Origin of the sequence: Afipia sp. Root123D2 (genome assembly GCF_001425835.1) — a bacterium.
Classification (GTDB): domain Bacteria; phylum Pseudomonadota; class Alphaproteobacteria; order Rhizobiales; family Xanthobacteraceae; genus Afipia.
The window spans coordinates 331,006-351,023 of the sequence record NZ_LMDP01000002.1 but is presented as its reverse complement, the minus strand read 5'-3'; the positions used below and the strand labels follow the sequence as shown (position 1 = coordinate 351,023).

At 54.3% G+C, this 20,018-nt stretch carries 17 protein-coding genes, 2 tRNA genes and 1 pseudogene; 12 read left to right on the top strand and 8 right to left on the bottom strand.

The annotated features are described in order from the left end of the window. Positions 1 to 75 precede the first annotated feature (75 nt). The 5 genes and pseudogenes from terL to ASC80_RS23065 form a co-directional block, all read right to left on the bottom strand. Positions 76 to 1,470: a phage terminase large subunit gene (terL, locus tag ASC80_RS10805; RefSeq protein WP_056296633.1), complete on the bottom strand. Its 1,395-nt coding sequence runs from the start codon at positions 1,468 to 1,470 to the stop codon at positions 76 to 78. Then, a complete protein-coding gene (locus ASC80_RS10800; protein WP_056298720.1) occupies positions 1,467 to 1,901 on the bottom strand; it encodes a DUF5681 domain-containing protein in 435 nt (144 codons plus the stop codon). Before ASC80_RS10800 ends, terL begins: the two co-directional genes overlap by 4 nt. Positions 1,902 to 1,903: 2 nt before the next feature. Beyond that, a complete protein-coding gene (locus tag ASC80_RS10795) occupies positions 1,904 to 3,232 on the bottom strand; it encodes a site-specific DNA-methyltransferase (RefSeq protein WP_082512607.1) in 1,329 nt (442 codons plus the stop codon). A 108-nt stretch (positions 3,233 to 3,340) separates the two neighbouring features. After that, positions 3,341 to 4,048 (bottom strand): hypothetical protein, encoded by a 708-nt coding sequence (locus tag ASC80_RS10790; RefSeq protein ID WP_082512524.1) that lies wholly within the window; start codon positions 4,046 to 4,048, stop codon positions 3,341 to 3,343. 131 nt (positions 4,049 to 4,179) lie between these two features. Next, a pseudogene (locus ASC80_RS23065) lies at positions 4,180 to 4,474 on the bottom strand (alpha-hydroxy-acid oxidizing protein); the annotation flags it as partial. 709 nt (positions 4,475 to 5,183) lie between these two features. Here ASC80_RS23065 and ASC80_RS10785 point away from each other — a divergent pair. From ASC80_RS10785 to ASC80_RS10775, 3 genes are all read left to right on the top strand, one after another. Continuing rightward, on the top strand, positions 5,184 to 6,815 hold the full coding sequence (locus ASC80_RS10785; RefSeq protein ID WP_056296625.1) for a flavin-containing monooxygenase: 1,632 nt from the start codon (positions 5,184 to 5,186) through the stop codon (positions 6,813 to 6,815). 153 nt (positions 6,816 to 6,968) lie between these two features. Further along, complete coding sequence (locus tag ASC80_RS10780; RefSeq protein WP_056296622.1) at positions 6,969 to 7,736, top strand: SDR family NAD(P)-dependent oxidoreductase; 768 nt, start codon at positions 6,969 to 6,971, stop codon at positions 7,734 to 7,736. A 4-nt stretch (positions 7,737 to 7,740) separates the two neighbouring features. Beyond that, entirely contained in the window at positions 7,741 to 8,832 is a 1,092-nt protein-coding gene (locus ASC80_RS10775; protein WP_056298716.1) for a zinc-binding dehydrogenase, read from the top strand. 72 nt (positions 8,833 to 8,904) lie between these two features. Here ASC80_RS10775 and ASC80_RS10770 read toward each other — a convergent pair whose 3' ends face one another. Continuing rightward, positions 8,905 to 9,699, bottom strand: coding sequence for an SDR family NAD(P)-dependent oxidoreductase (locus ASC80_RS10770; RefSeq protein WP_056296619.1), 795 nt, complete (start codon positions 9,697 to 9,699; stop codon positions 8,905 to 8,907). Positions 9,700 to 10,074: 375 nt separating this feature from the next. Here ASC80_RS10770 and ASC80_RS10765 point away from each other — a divergent pair, with 375 nt between their 5' ends. The 8 genes from ASC80_RS10765 (at position 10,075) to ASC80_RS10730 (ending at position 17,888) form a co-directional block, all read left to right on the top strand. Then, complete coding sequence (locus ASC80_RS10765; protein WP_056296618.1) at positions 10,075 to 11,367, top strand: ABC transporter substrate-binding protein; 1,293 nt, start codon at positions 10,075 to 10,077, stop codon at positions 11,365 to 11,367. 51 nt (positions 11,368 to 11,418) lie between these two features. Next, a complete protein-coding gene (locus tag ASC80_RS10760; protein ID WP_056296615.1) occupies positions 11,419 to 12,297 on the top strand; it encodes a branched-chain amino acid ABC transporter permease in 879 nt (292 codons plus the stop codon). Next, a complete protein-coding gene (locus tag ASC80_RS10755) occupies positions 12,297 to 13,313 on the top strand; it encodes a branched-chain amino acid ABC transporter permease (protein ID WP_056296614.1) in 1,017 nt (338 codons plus the stop codon). Before ASC80_RS10760 ends, ASC80_RS10755 begins: the two co-directional genes overlap by 1 nt. After that, the gene (locus tag ASC80_RS10750) at positions 13,313 to 14,080 is read left to right on the top strand and encodes an ABC transporter ATP-binding protein (RefSeq protein WP_244487248.1); all 768 of its coding nucleotides are present in this window, start codon (positions 13,313 to 13,315) and stop codon (positions 14,078 to 14,080) included. The genes ASC80_RS10755 and ASC80_RS10750 overlap by 1 nt, the downstream gene beginning before the upstream one ends. Beyond that, positions 14,077 to 14,787 (top strand): ABC transporter ATP-binding protein, encoded by a 711-nt coding sequence (locus ASC80_RS10745; RefSeq protein WP_056296612.1) that lies wholly within the window; start codon positions 14,077 to 14,079, stop codon positions 14,785 to 14,787. The genes ASC80_RS10750 and ASC80_RS10745 overlap by 4 nt, the downstream gene beginning before the upstream one ends. A gap of 4 nt (positions 14,788 to 14,791) precedes the next feature. After that, on the top strand, positions 14,792 to 15,799 hold the full coding sequence (locus ASC80_RS10740) for an alpha/beta hydrolase (protein WP_082512523.1): 1,008 nt from the start codon (positions 14,792 to 14,794) through the stop codon (positions 15,797 to 15,799). A 5-nt stretch (positions 15,800 to 15,804) separates the two neighbouring features. After that, positions 15,805 to 16,896 carry an alpha/beta fold hydrolase gene (locus ASC80_RS10735; protein ID WP_200941184.1) on the top strand — a complete coding sequence of 364 codons (1,092 nt, stop codon included), beginning with the start codon at positions 15,805 to 15,807 and terminating at the stop codon, positions 16,894 to 16,896. Between the two features lie 62 nt (positions 16,897 to 16,958). After that, positions 16,959 to 17,888 (top strand): LysR family transcriptional regulator, encoded by a 930-nt coding sequence (locus ASC80_RS10730; protein ID WP_056296606.1) that lies wholly within the window; start codon positions 16,959 to 16,961, stop codon positions 17,886 to 17,888. 1,305 nt (positions 17,889 to 19,193) lie between these two features. Here the strand turns inward: ASC80_RS10730 and ASC80_RS23690 are convergent. Further along, positions 19,194 to 19,280, bottom strand: a tRNA-OTHER gene (locus ASC80_RS23690). Between the two features lie 13 nt (positions 19,281 to 19,293). Further along, positions 19,294 to 19,368, bottom strand: a tRNA-Cys gene (locus ASC80_RS10725). 186 nt (positions 19,369 to 19,554) lie between these two features. Between ASC80_RS10725 and ASC80_RS10720 the strand changes: the two genes are divergently transcribed. Then, positions 19,555 to 19,905, top strand: coding sequence for a hypothetical protein (locus tag ASC80_RS10720; RefSeq protein WP_056296603.1), 351 nt, complete (start codon positions 19,555 to 19,557; stop codon positions 19,903 to 19,905). The last annotated feature ends 113 nt before the right edge of the window (positions 19,906 to 20,018 follow it).

Genomic DNA, 20,018 nt, shown 5'->3' with positions numbered 1-20,018 from the left:
CGCCGAAGATCCGAACGGTCGAAGCTTTGAAATCTGACACGCGGGACACAGAGCTGTTGACCATTTCGGCGCGAGTCACCCTACCCAAGATAAAGTCGTATCATAGCCACCCTTGTATGAGAGTGCTTGGCTGAGGCTATCGACCTGATCATCGTGTTTGCCTTGCGGAAAAGTGAGAAGCTCGGCTTCGAGCTGAGCAAGGAATGGCGCTATCCGGGGAAACAGCACCAGCCCTGCTTCGAACTTGGCTTGATGCACGAACAGACGGCCCTGCTTATCCCGCTCGATGGGTACAGGTCTCACGCTGTAGATATCGCTTTGTTTAAGTTCCTGAGCCAGAGCGATCCCGGTTGATGCATCCTCGACCAGTATTTTGTGCGGATCGTATCGCTGCGCGAGCGCAATCGCCGTGGCGCGCAATTGAGGATACTCGTATCGCCCTCGCGTCACGTCCAGCAGATAAAAGTGCTTATCAACCAAAAGCCACGTGGTGCAGACCGACCAGTCATTCTGGCTGCCGACTTTTGCTGCAGTATCCCAGCTTTGAATGACTTTGGTTCGATATGTGCGCTCCGGCGGTTGATCATAGTATCGGATCCATTCGCGGTGGATCATCGCGCCGCCGTCAGGGACGGGCGACTGCTGATACTGGGCACTAAAAATGGCAGAGCCCATTTCAGTGCGGAGTTTTTCCAGTGTGGCGAGGGTCTCGTAGCGCGGATGGAGCGCTTCGCCGACCCGGCGCTTATGAAACTTGTCATCGCCGATCGGAATCGTCTCATCGGCCTCGGCGATCGCGGGTAAGCTCAGTACGGTCCAGTCCTTGGAATTATCAACGAGGAACCCTGTCAGGTCATGAAGGTGAACTCGTTGCATCACCAGAATAATGATGCCGGTCGCCTTGTTGTCGAGTCGCGACAGCAGAGTGTTTGTGAACCATTGATTGAGGGAATTACGCAGTGTGTCTGATTGCGCGTCGACCGGCTTCTGCGGGTCGTCAAGAATGATCATGTCGCCGCCAAGACCCGTCAGTGTGGCCGAAACGGAAGTCGAGCGACGAAAACCCCGCTTCGTGGTGAAAACGTCAGAATCGGCGATCCGATCGACACGCATGCTCGGAAACGCTTTGCGGTACCAATCAGATTTTACGATTGCCCGAAAATCTGCCGCATGCTTGGCCGAAAGATCGTTGCTGTAGCTAACGCCAAAAATCTTCATCCGTGGATCATGTCCGAGCAGGAAAGCCGGGAGTATTACCGACACCGTGAGCGACTTTAAGTATCGCGGTGGCATGTTGATGATCAGACGATTGACCTTGCCGTCTCGAATAAGCTGGAGCTGGTGAGCAATCGCCTTGATGTGCCAGTTCGGGATGTACTGAGCACCCGGATTGAGCATCAGAAAGCAACGGTGGAGGAAGCTCTCAAAGTCGCTGCGCAGGATAGAACCTAGAAGGTCTTGATCATTCATCGCGCTTTCTCCTTTCCACCTAGCGAGGATTGGAAATTGCGTAGGTAGGCGTCGAGCACTGCCTTGTCGTCGCGACTTATCTCGGACTCGTTACCTCCGTCGGAAGTAATCGCGGCCAACTGATTTAACAGGAAGGTTGCGCTCTTGATATTGCCCTTTAAAGAGTCCTCCACCACCTTATGGAAGATGCCCTCCATGACTGTGATCTTGCGAGCCTTGCCATCCCGTCGCATTGTGATTTTGCTGTTGAGCAATTCGCGCAGGATAGTGTCACGGTTTTTGGCTCCCTTCGGGCGGCCTTTCGGATTGCCGCTTTGACCAGGCTTGAATCGACGGGAGCGAGGCGGTTTTCCGTAGCCGACGTCGTCATCGCTCGACTCCAGCCGCACACGTTTCCGGATGACCCGTTTGACTTTCGGTATCGATGCCATCATCAAATCCTTACGCGCTTGAGAGCAGGGGAGGCGGACCGCTCGGCGGCCACCTCGTCGAAGGTCTGGCCGGTGGCCAGCAGAATCGCGTCACGTTTGGTGAACTCCTGCCAGCGTCGGATGGCCACATCGACGTAGAGCGGGTCGATTTCAATGCCGTAGCCGCGCCGACCGACCTTTTCCGCGGCTAGAATGGTCGTGCCGGATCCCATGAAAGGATCGAGCACGATGTCGCCACGACGCGAACAGTCCCGCATTGCGTCGGCAACCAGGGCGACGGGCTTGACGGTCGGATGTACCGTCAATTCGGCAAGCCTGTCTTTGCGGAACGTATTGACGCCAGCGTACTCCCAGACGTTTGATCGGGAGCGGCCAAATTTGCCGAGTTCGATATTGTTCTGGTGGCGTCCGGTGCCGTTCTTGAATACAAGGATCAGCTCATGCTGGGAGCGGTAGAAACTGCCTTGCCCGGCATTGGTTTTGACCCAAGCGATGATATTCTTGAGCTCAGTGAAGGCATCTTCGCCGGCCGTAAGGCACTCACGAAGGTGCCGCCAATCCATGCAGCAGAAGACGATTGAACCGTCTTCTAAATAGCGAGCCGCTAAGCGCATCCAGCTGACAAGGAATTCCTTGAACTCGGCTCGGGACATCTCACCGGATGCGAAAGAAAACTCACGGTGCTTGATCTTGCCGCGCCCTTGAACCGAGCTAACTCGAACATTGTAAGGCGGATCGGAAAATACCATGAAGGCGCGGGCGGTGCCCATCAGCCTTTTGACATCCCCGGGTTCTCTCGAATCTCCACACAGCAGCCGATGTTTTGACAGCGTCCATAAGTCGCCAATTTGACTGACGGCCTTGGCTTCTACCTCTGGTACGACATCTGCAGGCTCACGTTCCGAATCGAGGTGATCGCTCATCAGGCTGTCGATCTCGGCAGCCTCAAAGCCGGATAGTTCGATATTGAGCTGACATTCGGGAAGCAGCACCGCGAGCTCGCCAAGCTCCGCCGCAAGAATTGGATAATCCCATCCCGCGTTCACCGAAATCTTGTTGTCCGCTATGGAGAGGAGGCGCTTCTTGGTGTCGCTTAGGCCCGACATGATTATTGTCGGTACTTCCTTCAGACCGAGCTCGAGCGCGGCGAGATAGCGGCCATAGCCGCAAATGATAACGCCGTCTTCGTCGATCAGGATCGGGTAGGTCCAACCGTAACAAAGGACTAGGTTTACGATCTGCCGAATTTGCTTCTTGGAGTGCGTTCTTGTCTTGCGTTTGGGCGCTCGCAATGAGCGTACAAGCGTCATGACGATGCGGTCGTGGGTCACAGTGAGCTCCATTCAAAACGAACGAAGCCACCAATATTCACATCATTTGCGCCGCGTCACTAAGCTCATCCAAGTTGAAATGTGGCTGAAAAGCGGTGTGCATTGAAGTCAAGATTTCGGTCTGCGTTTTGGCTTCCAAAATCCCGACAATGCTAGCGTGTCCGAAATCTTCTGTTCAGACGGAGATTTTTCATCCGGAAACAGCATCTCAAATTCTCCTTTGATATTCAGGAGTAAGAGGGGCTGTATCTCAATCTGAGCCAGTTTACCGAAGTCGATGAACTTTAATCCGCTCACGAACTTGCCGAATTCAACAGACTTGCCCCCAACATCAATAATCCGCTTGGCATCCTCCTCAGGCAATCCGTGACGGAAGGATCGATAGACGGCGCCTTCAATCTTGGCCACTGAAATGGCGGCATGGATGACTTTCTCATCTAAGGGGGTGAATTCATATGGAAGTCGAGCGGGTACAATCTCCACCGCGCGTAACGTGGTGCCATCTTGCAGCGTGACAACCGCATCATCTGACACCATACCTCCGTCTAACAAATCAGCAGCATACTCGCGGCGCTGGCCGGTCAAATTCTCAATTGCACGAAACATATTGCCTGATTGCAGGGGAATAAAAGCGCTCTCGTCGTGAAGCGACCTATATTCCAATACAACCAGATGAAAGTGCTTGCCGGTATTCAAATTCATTCGCCGAACATGCACCACGATTTGCGCACGCTCTGAAAGACCGTAGCTTTGCTCGACAATATAGATTGCCTCAGCGAGGGTTGTCGGTTTCCGTATCGGATCGTTTCTGGTCATGGAGGTGCTTCTAGTGAGCAATACAGACCGAAGGACAGGACTTCCTGTACTTTTAGCTGCCTTTTCATTTCTGCGCGAGCGAGATTCGCGGAATGAGCAGTTATGGAATCTTTATTCTTTATAGGCATGCGATGCATTGCAGCTGCCGCAACCGCCGCTCGCCGTCGTGGAAAACTCCTACGCGCTGTAGGTGAGCAGTAGAAGGGCAACGCTAACTTCTGGCCCATTACCGTCACGGATATGCCTACTTCGCTGACGCCTTGCAAGACATTGGAATGAAATCGCACTCTTCGAAGTTCTGCGTGTTGCGGCGCTGACTGATCTCATCATCGGCCGCCATCTATATGGTTGAAGGTCGTTCCGGGGCAGCCGCTGACGTGCAAGTTGTCGAAAGTCCTCAAAGTTCAAGCAATCATCCAAGCACATACATAATAAGGTGAAAAAATATCTGACCACGTTGCTGGGGGAGCAAAAGCTGTAAGAGTTTTGCTTGCGAGGTTATCCATATGGGAACATCTCAGAAAATCAATCAATCAACGCAGAGGATCGGTGCGCATTTACAATGCGCGCCTGCTGATCAGATTTCCTGAACATCAGAATCAGGCGATGTTGGTTTTCTACCATTTCTCTCTCTCATATTATTTGCAGGCAACCCGGAGCGAGTTGCTCCAAGGTTTCTGAGAGGGCGTCATATGCAGGAATTGCTTCTCGCGATGGTGCGGGATGAAACGATTGCTAAATCACCCTTAGAGCAGGCACATCGCATCGATGCGCCCACGTGGTGAGACGGATATAATGCGCGACGTATCGGTGGACATCAAAGGTCCGTCCAATTGTATCGAGGCTGTACCCGAAGAAGCCTGGAGGAATGTGAGCGGCTCACTTGCCGAGTCTTCGAAGAATTTGGCGAGATCCATAAAGGTTTGGAAAGTGCCGCCTCTTGTTTCTTCTGTCGGACCACGGCGTCGTCAGTACTATCGCCGGGATCGCGATCTGCGGTGGACGATTTATCTGCATAAGCGACTGAGGGGCATCGGCGTTCAGCCGAGAGCGCTTCGCTACGTATTTTAATTCGACGGTCCAAAATGGCGTTGATGCCGACCAAAATTACGATGACGCAGGGTAGACAACGAGCATGACAAATTCTGAACCGATTGTTCTTGATGCGCTGGTGCTGGGCGGCGGCTTTGGGGGCATACATATGCTCCATCAACTGCGCGAAATGGGATTGACGGTAGTTGCGCTCGAGGCCGGGACCGGGGTGGGAGGCGCGTGGTACTGGAATCGCTATCCTGGAGCCCGATGCGATATTGAGAGTCTCGTTTATTGTTACTCCTTCTCGCCCATCATCGACGACGAATGGAGCTGGACTGAACGCTATGCGACGCAGCCGGAAATCGTTCGTTACATAAATTTTGTCTGCGATCGGCTCGATCTTCGCAAGGATATTTGCTTCAACTCCCGCCTAGTCAAGGCGACGTTCGACGAAGAGGCCGGGTTCTGGACGTTACATACCGAGAACGGCGATGTCTATCGTGCGCGGCATTTCGTTTCCTCGGCGGGCCCCATCTCGGAGCCTATCTGGCCTGACATTCCTGGTCGCGAGAAGTTCAAGGGAGAAATCTACCATACAGCGAAGTGGCCTCAGCAAGAGCCGGATTTCAGAGGCAAGAGGGTGGGAGTTATCGGCACGGGATCGTCCGGAACCCAACTCATTCCTCTTGTCGCAGAGCAGGCCAAACACCTGACAGTATTCGTCAGAACGCCGAACTTTTATGCCAACGCCAACAATCGGCCGCTGACCGATTCCGATCAGGCATGGTGGATGCAAAACAGGACAAGAATTCGCGAGCGGCTGCGGACGTCGGAAATCGTAGGTTCAGGTGATGTCTTCATGAATGAAGGGATGCTTGCAACGCGACTTCGCAAGGGTGACGAATACAGCGAGAATGAGCGGCGCGAAATTCTTGAGAAGCGATGGCAGTTTGGTGGGGCGACGATGCCTCGCGCGTTCGTCGATATTTTGACCAATCATGAACTGAATGACGAAATTTCCGGTTTTCTGCGCGCAAAGATTGCGCACATTATCAAAGACCCTGCAACGGCCGAGATCATGACGCCGCGCAACATCTATTTTGGAACCAAGCGGATCTGTGTAGGCACAAATTTCTACGAGACATTCAATCGCCCCAACGTCACGGCTGTCGGCGTCAAGAAAACGCCCATCGAACGGTTCTCGGAAAAAGGACTCGTCGTTGATGGCAAGGAACATGAGTTCGATGTCATTATCTGCGCCTCTGGTTTTGATGCGCTAACGGGTGCGTTGACCGTTATCGACATCCATGGCGTCGATGGGAAAACCATCAAGGATGTCTGGTCAAAGGGATCCGACACCTACTTGGGTATCGGCGTTGCGGGGTTTCCAAACCTCCATCTCATCGGCGGACCTGGAAGTCCTTCCGTCCTGGTAAATGTCGTTATGGCGAATGAATATCAGGTCGGATGGATATCGCGGCGCATCAAGTACATGCGGGACCACGGGTTGACTCGTGTTGATGTTGATCCTGACTATCAGGCGAAATGGTCGCAAACCGTGAAGGATGTTATCCAGGGAACGGTGCTTGTCAGCGCCGACAGTTGGTACGTCGGCACGAACGTACCAGGCAAGGCCAAGGGCATCTTGGCCTATGCGGGAGGTATGGTGAACTACAAGCAAGCCTGCGATGCAGCGGCAGAGCGGAAGTACGAGGGATTCGTATTTTCCTGACGGCCTGCATTCGCGACACTAATGAATGCGGTTCACTGGTGGTTACGAATTGGGGCGGTCAGCATGATCGCTGCGTGTGCCAGTTTTCCAATCAACGTATTTGAATAACCGTCGTGCTGATAACGAAATGCGCGATGGCGTCGGGGGATATAAATGGATTTGGGTATCAAGGGACGTGTTGCGCTGATCACAGGTGGCGCAAGGGGATTAGGACTCGCCGAAGCCGAAGCATTAGCTACAGAAGGTGTCTCCATAGCTGTTAACGATGTTGATTGTGACGCAGCTGACCAAGCGGTTTCGCGTTTGAAGGAATTAGGCGTCAATGCGGCTGCGTTTATCGGCGATGCGGCCGATGAGGCTGTGGTCGTCAATTTGACGAAGCAGGTTGTTGGCGAACTCGGGCGTCTCGATATTCTGGTCAACAATGCCGGCATCGGCGCGCGTCCTTCGTATCGCGTCCAAGATATGCCAGCGGACGCCTGGGATCGAATGGTTCATATCCATATGCGAAGCACGTTCTTATGGACGCGCGAGGCGATACCCGCCATGAGGTCGCAGGGATGGGGGCGCATCATCAACACGTCATCGATGAACTATACGGGTGGCGGGCGAGCGGGTGTGTCCCACTATGTAGCCGCCAAGGCTGGTATCGCCGGTTTCACGCGGACGGTGGCCAAGGAGGTTGGCTCCTTTGGGATCACCTCTAACGCCATTGCGCCGGGATACGTGGAAACCGATCTCATTGGCGGCTTCACTTCAGAAATGCTCGCGGTCGTACGGGAGCAAAACCCGCTGCGGAGGCTATGCTCACCGCGTGAGATCGGGAGCGCCGTCGCGTTTCTGGCCTCGAGCAATAGTGGATTCATCAACGGCGAGTTGCTTTGTATCGATGGCGGACGGCGCGAATTTTATTGGGGCTAGCAGCATGCGTGGCGCAGTCTCGGAGAAACCGGGCGAACCCCTCGAAATCCGCGAATTGAGGCTCGCCAATCTCGCCTCAGACGATGTGATCGTACGCATACAAGCGACCAGCCTCTGTCATACAGACCTGGAAGCGGTTGACGGGCACCTCGATACGCCACTGCCATTCGTTCCCGGTCACGAAGCAGCGGGGATAGTGGAATGGACCGGATCATCCGTTTATCGGCTGTCAGTGGGTGATCATGTCGCTCTTTCCTGGAATCCGCATTGCGGGCATTGCTATTTCTGTTCCCATGAGCAGTTCATACTGTGCGAGCAGTATCGAGCGAATGGGGTCCGTTCGATGCACTTTGACGGTAAGGCGCGGATTTTCGACGGCAAACAGCCCGTTCATCAGTTGATGTACGCCGGCACTTTTGCGGAACTGGCAGTTGTCACTGAAGACTGCGCTGTCAGGATCCCGAAGAGCATGCCTTTCCACGTTGCCTGTCTGATCGGTTGTGGAGTAGCGACCGGGATTGGAGCGGTCAGCAATATAGCACGGGTTCAGCCTCGCAGCAGCGTTACCATCATCGGATGCGGTGCGGTCGGACTCTCGGCTATCCAAGGCGCACGTCTTGCCCAGGCGGAGACGATCATCGCGATTGATAGAGATGTGCGGAAGCTTCATATGGCGAAACGCCTTGGAGCCACGCACACTCTCCCTGTAGATGAGAACCTGATCCAGTCCCATGCCGCTCTCACGTGTGGGCGTGGCGCGGACTATGTTTTCGAAGCAGCCGGCAATGAAAGAGGATTCCAGACCAGCTTGGAGATCGTAAGGCCAGGAGGGCAGGTGGTCTGGCTCGGTAAGGTCGCACAGCAGCAGCTGGTAAGTTTTCGTTGGGGGTCGCTGATGGGTGAAAAGAATATCGTACGATCAAGTTATGGTGGAAGCCGGGCGCAGGAGTTCTTCCCTTCGCTTGCAGAAAAATACTTGAGCGGTGACCTTCTGTTGGATGATTACGTGACTAGCCGCATCTCTCTTGGTGAAGTCAACGCCGCTCTCGATCGGTTGCGAAAAGGACTCGATATTCGATCGGTTATCGAATTCTAATGTTTGAGTCCTTCCCGCAGTTTGTGGAGCCGGGATGGGGGCTATTTTCCTTATCCCGGCCACACAGCACGGTCAGAACGTGTTGACCTCACCCGACCCACCGTATGCCGACCATCCGCCGTCTACGAATAGCTCTGCGCCGGTGATGTAGGAGGCCCAGTCGGAAAGCAAAAATGCGGCTGCCTGAGCAATTTCTTCAGGTCGCGCCATGCGTCCCAATGGTGTTCTGTTCACGATGCGCATCACGTCAGTTGCACCGCTATTGATGATACCTTGAGCCATCGGTGTGAGAACATATCCCGGGCCAATCGCATTGACACGAATTCCCGATTTGCCCCACTCCGTTGCGAAAGACCGGGCGAGATGGCCGACGGCGGCCTTGGATGTGCCGTAGGCACTGCGCCGTGGCTGCCCGTTATAGCCTGCGATGGATGTTACAACGACCATAGCGCCCGAACCCTGAACTTCCATGTGCCGTGCGGCGAGGCTGCAGACAAGCTGGGTTCCGCGCACATTCACGTCCATCACACGTTGCCAGATATTAATGTCCTGCTCTGTCGCTTTGCCGATATGATGGATGCCCGCACAGTGGAAAAGCCCATCCAGGCCGCCAAGCTCGGCAACTGTTTCGCTGATTAGCCTTTCCGCCTGATCAGGGACAGAGACGTCAGCGGCGACATGGGCCCGGGCTCCAGTTTCTGCGGCGGCTTCCACTATTGCATCGGCTTTGACGTCCGAAAGACAAACGTTTGCTCCGAGATCGGTAAAGATTTTACAAGCAGCTTTTCCGATGCCGCTTGCGCCGCCGGTAACGAGTATTCGCTTTCCGGACAGTCCGAATGATGGTCCTGATGAAATTCCTTGCATGTCCTTGAATCCCTTTGCAGAACAAGTCCGTCTCTGACGGATTGCCCTGTCCGTTTTCTGGCGTGAACTGATTTGCCACGCCCTCCCAGGCAATCATAAGCCTTGCGATGGCGGTTCGGCCTAATTTCGGTTGATGTTGATCGTCAGCGAAGGTGAATGACTGGGATGACAGACGTGGCGGGGGCGTCTTCTTCCCTTCATCAGTTTTTCTGAAGTCAGGAGTCAGGCGATCTTGCTACCCTTTCATCTTTTGCTTCCCTACCTTGTACCTCAGATCACAAGCGCCGAAGAGACCGCTCTGAACCTGAAGTCAGGCCAGGAGCGGCCGAGAGAGCATCATGGTCCGGGTGGAAATTCCGATCTGGGGAGAGAAATATGCGCGATATTAAATTTTCCGCGAACCGCAGGCGTGCAATTAAGGCCGCTGGCGCGACCGCAGCTTTGGGCGTTTACGGTTTATTGGGTGCGCCGGCGATCGCGCAGACCACTCCGTTGCGAATAGGAATTCTTGCTCCTCGCGGAGGTATGGCTGGAACGGCCGGGGAGGGGGGAATTCGCGCTGTCGAGTGGTCTGTGGAGCAGCTGAATGCGGCCGACGGAATCGGAGGCCGGAAGGTCGAGCTCGTCTTTCAGGAAGAAACGACGCCAAAGGAAACCATCGACCGTTATCGAAAGCTGGTGTTGCAGGACAAGGTCGATGCCGTCCACGGCATAATCTCCTCCGCTGTGAGTCTCGCACTGGCGCCTGCAGCTGAGCAGTCGAAGATGCTGACGATGTTGTGGGATGGCACGACACAGGACGGCGTCAAGGAGATGATGCCCAATCCGCAGTATGTTTTCCGCTCCATCGACAATGAAGTCGATGCCGTAATGGCGTCGCTGCTCGCGATCCGGCATTTCAAAGGCAAATTTGCACGGATCGCTGGTATCAATCCCGACTATACGTACGGCCGTAACACCTGGACAACATTTACCGCGCTTCTCAAGAAGTTCGGTATTGAGCACACCGTTGTTGCCGAGCAATGGATAAAGCCCGGAACGATGGATCTAACATCCAACGTGGCGGCTTTGAAGGCGGCGGCGCCGGATTTGATCTTCACTTCGATGGTATTTGCCGATTTGCCTGTGTTCATGCGTCAGGCCCACAATATGGGACTAACGGATGGCGTAAAGTTTGTCATGCCGGCGGCGGGGTGGCAGCAAACCTCGCTCAAGAAGGAGTTCACGCCTGAGAACATCGTATTCGGTCACAGCACATTGTACTTCGCCAACCCGGCAGCTTCCCCACTGCAAAAAAGCTTTGTGAAGTGGTACTTTGATAAATACACAGACTATCCCCATTGGGAATGTGACCGCGCGTACTACTGCCTTCATCTGTATAAGGCAGCCGTCGAGAAGGCGATGGCGGCGAAGTCCGGATCGTGGCCGACGTCCCTTGAGATCGCGGAGGCCATGCCTGGTCTCACGGTGGAATCACTAGGTGGTCCTGCCTCCATGCGGCGCGATCACATTTCCGATCAGATCATTTTCCAGGGTCTTACGACTCATAAAAATGATTATGATTTCGTCACGCTCGCCACGACCGAGTCGATGTCGACGAAGGAAATTCAGAAGCCGCCCGGCGCGGATTTCTGGGAATGGCTGCAGACAGCTGACCTAAAAATCTAGTCGCGTACAGAGAAGGGGCGCCGACCGCATGTCGTGGCGGCGATATCATCTATGGCTACAGCGGCTAGCATACTAATCGCAGGGCTCTTTCACGGAGCCGCGCTTTTCTTGCTGACATCCGGACTGCAACTCAGTTTCGGTGTTCAAAGAATCGTCAATCTCGCATGCGGCTCGATATATGCCCTAGGTGCGTATCTGGGCGTATCCGTGACCACATGGGCGCTGGCGCAGGGGCTTCCGGTCCCGCTGTTTCCCCTTGTTTTGTTGGCGTCCGGGCTGGTGGCGGGATTGATAGGATTGCCACTGGAGCGTGTTTTGAGCACGATTTATCGTCGTCCTGAGTCATTCCAGTTGCTTTTGACTTTCTCGCTCATCCTGATTTTCCAGGATGTGCTTCGCTTCTTTTGGGGTGCGTATCCTCGCCAACTGCCGAACGTATCGATGGTCTACGGTTCGATCAACGTGGGTGGCGTGCAGATGCCTATGTACAATCTCTTTGTCATTCTTGCCGCCGTCGTTATCGGTGTGGGTCTGACGTGGTTCTTGAGTCATACGACTTCGGGGAAAGTATTGCGTGCTACCGCCGAGAATCGCGAGACGAGCGCCGCAATGGGAGTGAACGTTCGGCTGGTATATTTGCTGGTCTTCACATTAGGGACAACATTAAGCACGGTCGGTGGAGCGCTTGTTGTGCCGACGGCCGCGGCATCGCTACAAATGGGCGTCGAACTGGTCGTCGATGCATTTGCGGTCATAGTCATTGGCGGTCTCGGCAGCATGAAAGGCGCCGCAGTAGGTGCGGTTATCGTTGGTCTGATCCGCGCCGCAGCACTCTTCATCTATCCTGAAGTCGATATCCTGGCGACCTACGCGGTCGTGCTGATCGTTTTGATCTGGTGGCCGACCGGCCTATTTGGAAAGGCGTTGTAATGAAGCAAACCGCATCAGCGCTGGATATGTCGGTGGAATCGGACGGTACCCGCAGTCGATCCGGAATCACCGTGAAGGTGATGTTGTTTGTCGCCGTCGTGGCGCTTGCCGCGGCGCCTCACGTTACGAATATCTATTACGTCAGCCTCGGTATCCCGTTCATGGCATACGCAGTTGCCTTGCTCGGGTTCAACCTGCTGTTTGGATATGGCGGCCAATTGTCTTTCGGTCACGCGCTGTTTCTGGCCATCGGCGCATATTCGTCTGCTTTGGCAGTTCGGCTCACCGGCAACGCGGCATTCGAATTGATGCTGCTGTTCGCCGTGGCGGCTGCGTTAGCGATCTCCATCCCGTTGGCATGGATCGCAAGCCGGTTCTCCGGCATTTTTTTCGGCATGCTGACGCTTTCGTTTGGCATGCTATTCTATTCGTTCCTCAACAAATTTTATGATTTGACGGGCGGGGACAGCGGAATGAATGTTCCGCAGCCATCGCTTCTTGGCATCGACTTCTCGCAAGTTGACAAGATGGGATTTCTGACAGGCCCGTTCTACTATTATTGCCTGGCTTTGCTGATCGTGAGTGCGTGGATTATGTGGCGTATAGTCCGATCGCCTTACGGGCTACATCTTCAGGCCTCACGCGATAATGAAGTGAAAGCAAGTTATCTCGGAGTGAAGGTTCGCCAAGTACGCGCGGTCGCCTTTGTCATCTCCGCGATCTATGGTTCCGTTGGGGGTGCGATGCTTGCGATAAGCACCGGGCTCGCCGATCCCGAACTATCGTACTGGCAGCAATCCGGTCATCTCGTTTTCATGGCGATTCTTGGTGGCTATCAGGAGCTCATAGGACCTATCGCAGGAGCTTTGATATTCATTCTGCTTCAGGACGAGTTACAGGCTGCCACCCAGTATTGGCGATTTTTTCTGGGCGTCGTGCTGGCGCTGCTCGTGATCGGAATGCCGGGAGGTCTTTTGGGTACTGCGAAGCAGATTCTGGCCAGATGGAGGCGTTGATGTCCAGTGACCATCTGCTCGTCGCGCAGAACATCTCCAAATCGTACGGGAGTTTCGTCGCCATGCAGGGCGTCGATCTCAATCTGGCTAACGGCGAGTTTGTGTCCGTGGTCGGACCAAATGGTGCTGGCAAGACGACGCTCGTCAATGTTCTCACTGGATTGCATTCACCCACGGAGGGGAGCGTGCGATTTATGGGGCGCGACATAGCGGGACTTAGTCCCGTAGATCTTTCGACGCGAGGTCTCGCGCGCGCGTTTCAGCTGGTGAGCGTATTTCCCGATCTCACCGTAAGGCAAGCGCTCACCGTCGCATCCTGCTCACGTCTTGGTTTGCGATGGAAAATGTTCGCGGACGCTTCGCGCTATCGTGAAGTGCGAGAAGCCGTCGCGGCGATTGCCGCAGCATTTCGACTGACAGATTCGCTTGAAAGTTCTGCAAATTCGTTGCCGCATGGCAAGCGTAAGTTGCTTGACGTTGCTAGCGCTTTTGCATTGCGTCCGAAAGTAATTCTGCTGGACGAGCCAACGGCTGGCGTTTCAACGGCTGACAAGCATGGTGTGATGGAAACTTTGTTGTCTGCTGCGAGCCAGATGGGAATTGGTGCAATTCTCCTGATTGAGCATGATATGGATCTCGTGCGGCGTTATTCGTCCCGGATCATTGCCATGCAGGGCGGACGAAAGATCGCTGATCTACCTACTGAGAAGTTCTTTGCTGATGAAGCCGTTCTCTCTGTCGTGATCGGCAAGGAGGCACATGCATGACGCTTCAAATCGAGGGGCTGAATGTATCGATCATGAGAAACCGCGTACTGCACGGTGTCTCACTGCGTGTGTCTCCTGGAGAGTTGGTGTGTCTTGTCGGGCGCAATGGCGCGGGGAAGACTACCACGTTCAGGGCGATCATGGGATTCGAAGCGATCGGAGGTGGGCAAATCTTGTGGCGCGGTAAAGATTTGAACAAGCTCGCGACGCACCGCATTGCTGCGGCCGGACTAGGCTACACGCCGGAGGGTAGCGATGTGTTCGGAGATCTGACCGTTGAGGATAATATCGCGTTGCCGACCTGGACACGCAAATCAACCAAATCGGCGGATGAGCGGATCGAAGCGGCCTACGCGATATTTCCGAAGCTGAGATCATATGCGCACCGGGGAGGGCAGCAGCTATCCGGGGGGGAGCGCAAAATGGTTTCAATCGCCCGCGCACTTGCGCTGGATCCCGAGCTTCTTTTACTGGATGAAGCATTTGAAGGTCTTTCGCCCGCGATCTTGCCTACCATCAGCAATGGCCTGCGAAGCATTCTTGACCAGGGTCGCTCCGTATTGCTCGCTGAGTCGAACTTTTACCACCTGCCTCGTTTTGCGGACCGGCTCTACGTGATCGAACGTGGAGCGATTATTTTCGAGGGGACGCGGGAGCAAGTGGAGGCCGATGGGGCAACTATGAAAGTGATAAAGGGAGTTGAGTAGCCGGATGGAACATCCACCGCAGCCCACTCTTGACTCGTTGGCAGAGATCGACCGGTTACTCGCACCAAATGTTGTGCCGGTTATTGAAGCCATCCGTGCCGCGAACCAGTCAACGATGGATCCGGCGACTTTGCCACTCGCCGAGGCTCGTGCCCGGTATGAGGACGTTCAAAGGGGATGGCGGCCGACGCTTCCCTCCGACGTCGCTATCGAACGCTTTTCTATCCCGTGCGCACCGTCGGATCTGTCCGCGGTAAGGATAGTTCCGGCTCAGACCAGAGAGTTGGTGGGCCAAATGCTCTATCTGCACGGCGGCGGATGGGTGTTCGGATCGATAGATACTCATCTTTCTCCCATGGCTCACCTCGCCGCGCGAACCGGATTGGAAGTGATTGGAATCAACTATCGGCTTGCTCCCGAATTTCCGTTTCCGGATGCTTTGAACGATTCCCTGGCGGCATGGCGCTCACTATCTTCGACGTGGCCGGGCGCGCCTTCGCTGCGATTTATCGGGGGCGATTCTGTGGGAGCGAACCTCGCGGTAGGGCTGATGCTCAGCTTGCGAAACGCCGGATCGACGCTGCCGGACGCGGCCCTGCTATTTTACGGTGCCTATGCGGCCGACGAGGAGACGCTGTCTCATCGCACATTCGGCGATGGAAGCTACGGACTCTCCAGCAGCCGCATGGCATGGTTTCGGAAGCTGTATCTCGAGCGTTCGCTCCCGCCAGTTGCGGTCACCGATCCCCTTGTGGCTCCGCTGCACGCGGATCTTCGAGGTTTGCCTCCTCTCTTTGTGTTGTCCGCGCAGTGTGATGTTCTGTGCACCGAAGGCGATCTGTTTGCACAACGAGCGAAAGAAGCTGGTGTCTCGGTCCAGGATTCGATTCAGCCGGGTCTTATCCACGGCTTCCTTCAGATGGTGGGAATCGTACCTGAGGTCATGACTGCTATAGATGAGGCAGCTGCATTTGTGCGTTCGCAGCGGCGAGCGCCTAGTCATTCCGGTTGACGCGCGTGAGCGATCTTGCTGAGGCGTTACTCACGGTCTCTGCTGTTCAACCTTTGCGGCATCCGCCTTTTCAGCTCGGATGGGTCGACGCACCGCATTACTCGGTCAGCCTTGGTGACTTCCCGCTGGATTCCGGCGGTGTTATCGAGGATTTCTCGATATCTTTTGCCGTGCACGGTGATTCGCGCGACGACCGGCTGCCGATCGCACTTGCATTATGTGCGATTGGAAGCACGCACCATAGAATGGATTTTATGATTGGCACCGGGCAGGCACTCGACCCCTCCCGTCTGCGCATACTTGCTATTGACGCAATCGGAAATGGTCTGACGACGTCACCCTCCACATCGCGTAGCCAGCCCGGATATTTGTTCCCGCAATTTACAATTGGCGACATGGTGCGCAGCCAAGCGTCTCTGGTGAAGCGGCTGGGTATTGAAAAACTTGATCTCGTTGCCGGTGCATCGATGGGCGGTATGCAATCGCTCGCTTGGGGTGTCATGTATCCGGAGGCTATGCGTCGGATCGTGGCTCTGACCCCTATGGCGAAAACGACACCCTGGGCCCGCCTCGTAAATCTATTGGCGCGCTCGACATTGGAGCGGGGGATGTGCCACGAATTGGGTGGCGAGCCGGCCACCGATCCCTGGTATGATTGGGTACCTCTCATGCTCGCCCTGTCGATGCGCACTCCGAGTCAATTCGATGCCGAGATTCTGGATTTCTGTCGAAGCCCGGGAAAATCTGATCCCTGCCCATGGCTTGACCTCCGAAGATCTTGGTGGCGATCCCAGGGCTTCGAGTCGATAGACTGGATCTATCAGTCAAGAGCTTACGACCTTCATGATGTGGGGAAACTGGGTTCATTCAACGGAGACACGGTCGCTGCCCTGAACTCAGTGCGTGCCCCGACCTTTATAGCTGCGCCGTCGTTGGATCTTTATAATCCAGCAGATGCAGCGGTTTGGGCGTCGCGCCATATTCCGGAATGCCATTACATGGAGATCAACAGCGTGTATGGCCACATGGCCGCGAGTGGCCTTGATCAAAGCGCATCTCGTGCTTTGAATGATGCTGTCGCCAGATTCATAGCGTAGAATCTCGCGCGATAGAGCGCCCATAGAACGAGGCGTGAAAGTTTCAAGGGTGGAGGATCTGAATGGATATCCGTCTCATACACTATTTTATGAGTGTCTATGAGGAGCGCAGCTTTGTTAAGGCTGCTGAGCGCATGCATGTCGTGCCATCGGCCCTAAGCATGCAGATTCGCAATCTCGAAGAAGAACTGGGCACGTCCGTATTCGACCGGACAAAAAAGGGCGTTGAGGCGACTGTAGCTGGGCGGCGATTCTATGAACTTTGTCAGCCGATAGCTCGTACCCTGGCTTTCGCAAAGCAGGAGATGCGCGACCTGGTTCAGGGCAATAGCGTATCCGGTTCACTTCGCGTGGGGATGCCTTCGGCAACCAGCTTCGGGATCCTTGGCGACTTGCTGCAAGAATTCACAAGTTTGTATCCTAACGTTGATCTGACCGTCGTTGAAGCATTTAGCCGCTATGTCACCGAACAAGTACAATCCGGCTTTCTCGATGTCGCGCTGGGTGCGCTGCCTGTCGATCATAGCGGATTAGCCTGTAGGCCAGCTTATCGAGATCACTTTGTGCTGATCTCGGGACGACCTATCAACGGTCCCCAATTCAGTCCCATTGATCTGTCGGCAATGAAAGAACTCAAACTTGTCGTGCCGTCAGAGCGTCATTTAATGGGCGCAACCCTGCTTGACTACATCACTGGTGGTCAAATCGTTGCAAGCCGCGTCATGAAGGTGGACGGGTTTGTGGGAACTATCGAGAGTATCAGGCGCTCAGATTGGGGCGCAGTATGTCAGGCTATCGGTGTCATGCAGTACCTGGACAGAAAGGATCTATTTATTTATCCGATCTTTAAGCCAGTCATGCATCTTGAGTCGTATTTCTTACATCATCCTAGTCGCCCACTGACGTTAGCGGCGCGCTGCTTTGTCGAAATGCTCGAACGAAGATTGCTCGATGTATGTACCGCATGGGAGAGGATTTATTGTTGGAAATAAAACGGCGCTAAGTCTCGTTTGTTTTCCTTCACAAGCCGTCTTTCACCATAGGCTCTGTACTACGAAGACGAATCTCAGAGGCTGCGCAGAAACTCGTGTCGGCGTAAGCTTGATGCGAAAACAGCAACTCCGGGAACGGCATGCCGAGGCCGTTCACACGTCATTACTTCCATCGCTGCTACCGCCTAGAGTGTTGGAAAGCCGCTGGCTGAGCTTGGAATACAAGTTCAGAATGGGCTAGCTCAGTCGTCAGCAAGTGTTCGCCGTCATCACCCTTGAGACAAAATGAGGCTTCACGAAGAGAGGGTTTCTAATTCATCGTAGCCGCAAGGAGCGAGGAGGAAGCAGAAGTCCTTACTCGGCAAAGCGCCCGCAATGCAGGCACTGACTTTAAACTTCGGACCTGGCGTAAACCTTCCCGCTCCAGCAGAGGTCAAGTTACCAGACAGAAATGGAAAGGAATTTGCGGAAGGCGGTTGCGTGACGTGTCATGGGCTTCACCGTGTCGTTGCTGCGAAGCGATCGCCGCAGGAGTGGAGAAGTGTCGTTCATCGGATGGTTTTTCTGGGTTCCGCACTCCCGGACGATGACGTTGCCGCTGCGATGGATTACTTAAACGTCAATTACGGTTCCCCAGAGGCCACTTCTCTAGGGCAGAGGCCTTAATGACGCGCCGCTAGCGTGAACATGCACGGCCTATATCAGTGATCTAATGTATGTTCGCGAGGGGCTGCATTGAGCGCGGGCTAGATCATAGGCCGCCACCGTCGGGCGTGCCTACTCGGATTTCAGGAATACCGTACGTTCACGCAGAATATCAGCCGCGTTTCGATTTATCAGACGCTTGTCGCGGCAGCTCGGTGCCGTGGAAAATGCGCTATTAGGCTATATAGCATATCCCTGTTAGCGTCCGCACTTTCCCTGATGTCTTGAAGATATTTCCCTGTTAGTTCCGTAAGCGATTGTTCAAGAAGTACCTGCGGCGCAGTCGTTTTACTTGGAATTTTGGCTTGTCAAAATCAGTGATTGCAAATTTTCCTTGTAAAATTCCCTGTTTGCAGGGAATTGACGCAGAGACTGGTGCTATTAGCACTGTATCGCCAGCCAGCCAGTGTGCGTTTTTGGAGAATATTACCGTTTCGATCTTGAAAGGCCCGCCAATGGCGGGGTTTTCAAGACGCATTCATTCTCCAATTGCGTACCTAAAGAAATTCTGAGGCGAAAAAACCCCAGAATCTCCAGCCAATTCAAAGGAAACTCCCGCTCACAAAAGCTCCGCGATAGCATCGTTACGGTCGCAGAAAATGGAGGAAAGCGGAGAGGATTCGAACTTTCGACACGGTCTTCCGTGTGCCGTTTCCGCGGTGCCATAAGCCACTCGGCCACCTTTTCGAACTCGAAACATTGGAGGCCCAGCCTGGATTTGAACCAGGATATGAAACGTTTGCAGCGCTTCCGCGTAACATTCCGCCACCGGGCCGCTTGTCTTTATTTCCGTATCAGACGGTCGCGTCGAGCACTTTCATAGCGCAGCGTTAACTCTCGGCCGGTTGCGGTTCTCTTTCGCGCTAACTCGCACCGAGCCAAAGCTAACTAAATTGTTAAGTCCATCTCAAGAACCGAAAGCCATCTTGTCCCAATCGGGGCAACTAGGCATTTGATTCAAATGGTTACTATTACGGCTACTCCGCGCAGCCGCATTAAAATGTCGGATAATGAAATCGTTGAGCACTTCAACAGATTGGGATTTGTCTCAGACATTGGGAGCATCGTTTTTACCACCGAAGCAGTTGAGGATTTCTGGATCGCGAGGCAGAAACTCTGGCACCATCCGGGCGAGGTTGAGCGATACGAAGAGCACGGCCTGCTCATTCTAAAAAATGCACAACCGCGACCCAATCAGCCATCAAGAGACATCGCTGTGGTAAGTTTGGGGTTTGCGCGAGCCGTGGTGGGGGTACTTCCGGGCTCAGATATCGATCCCCTTTATCCGCGATACGCAGTCAAGATGGGTTAACGATAGCTGGATCACGCGTCAGGGCGACGAAAATGTCGGGGCGAGAATAGCCAATATTGGTTTTGTTCAATGAATCTTGTCCATCAGAATGCCTTATGCTCCGACGAAGCGTA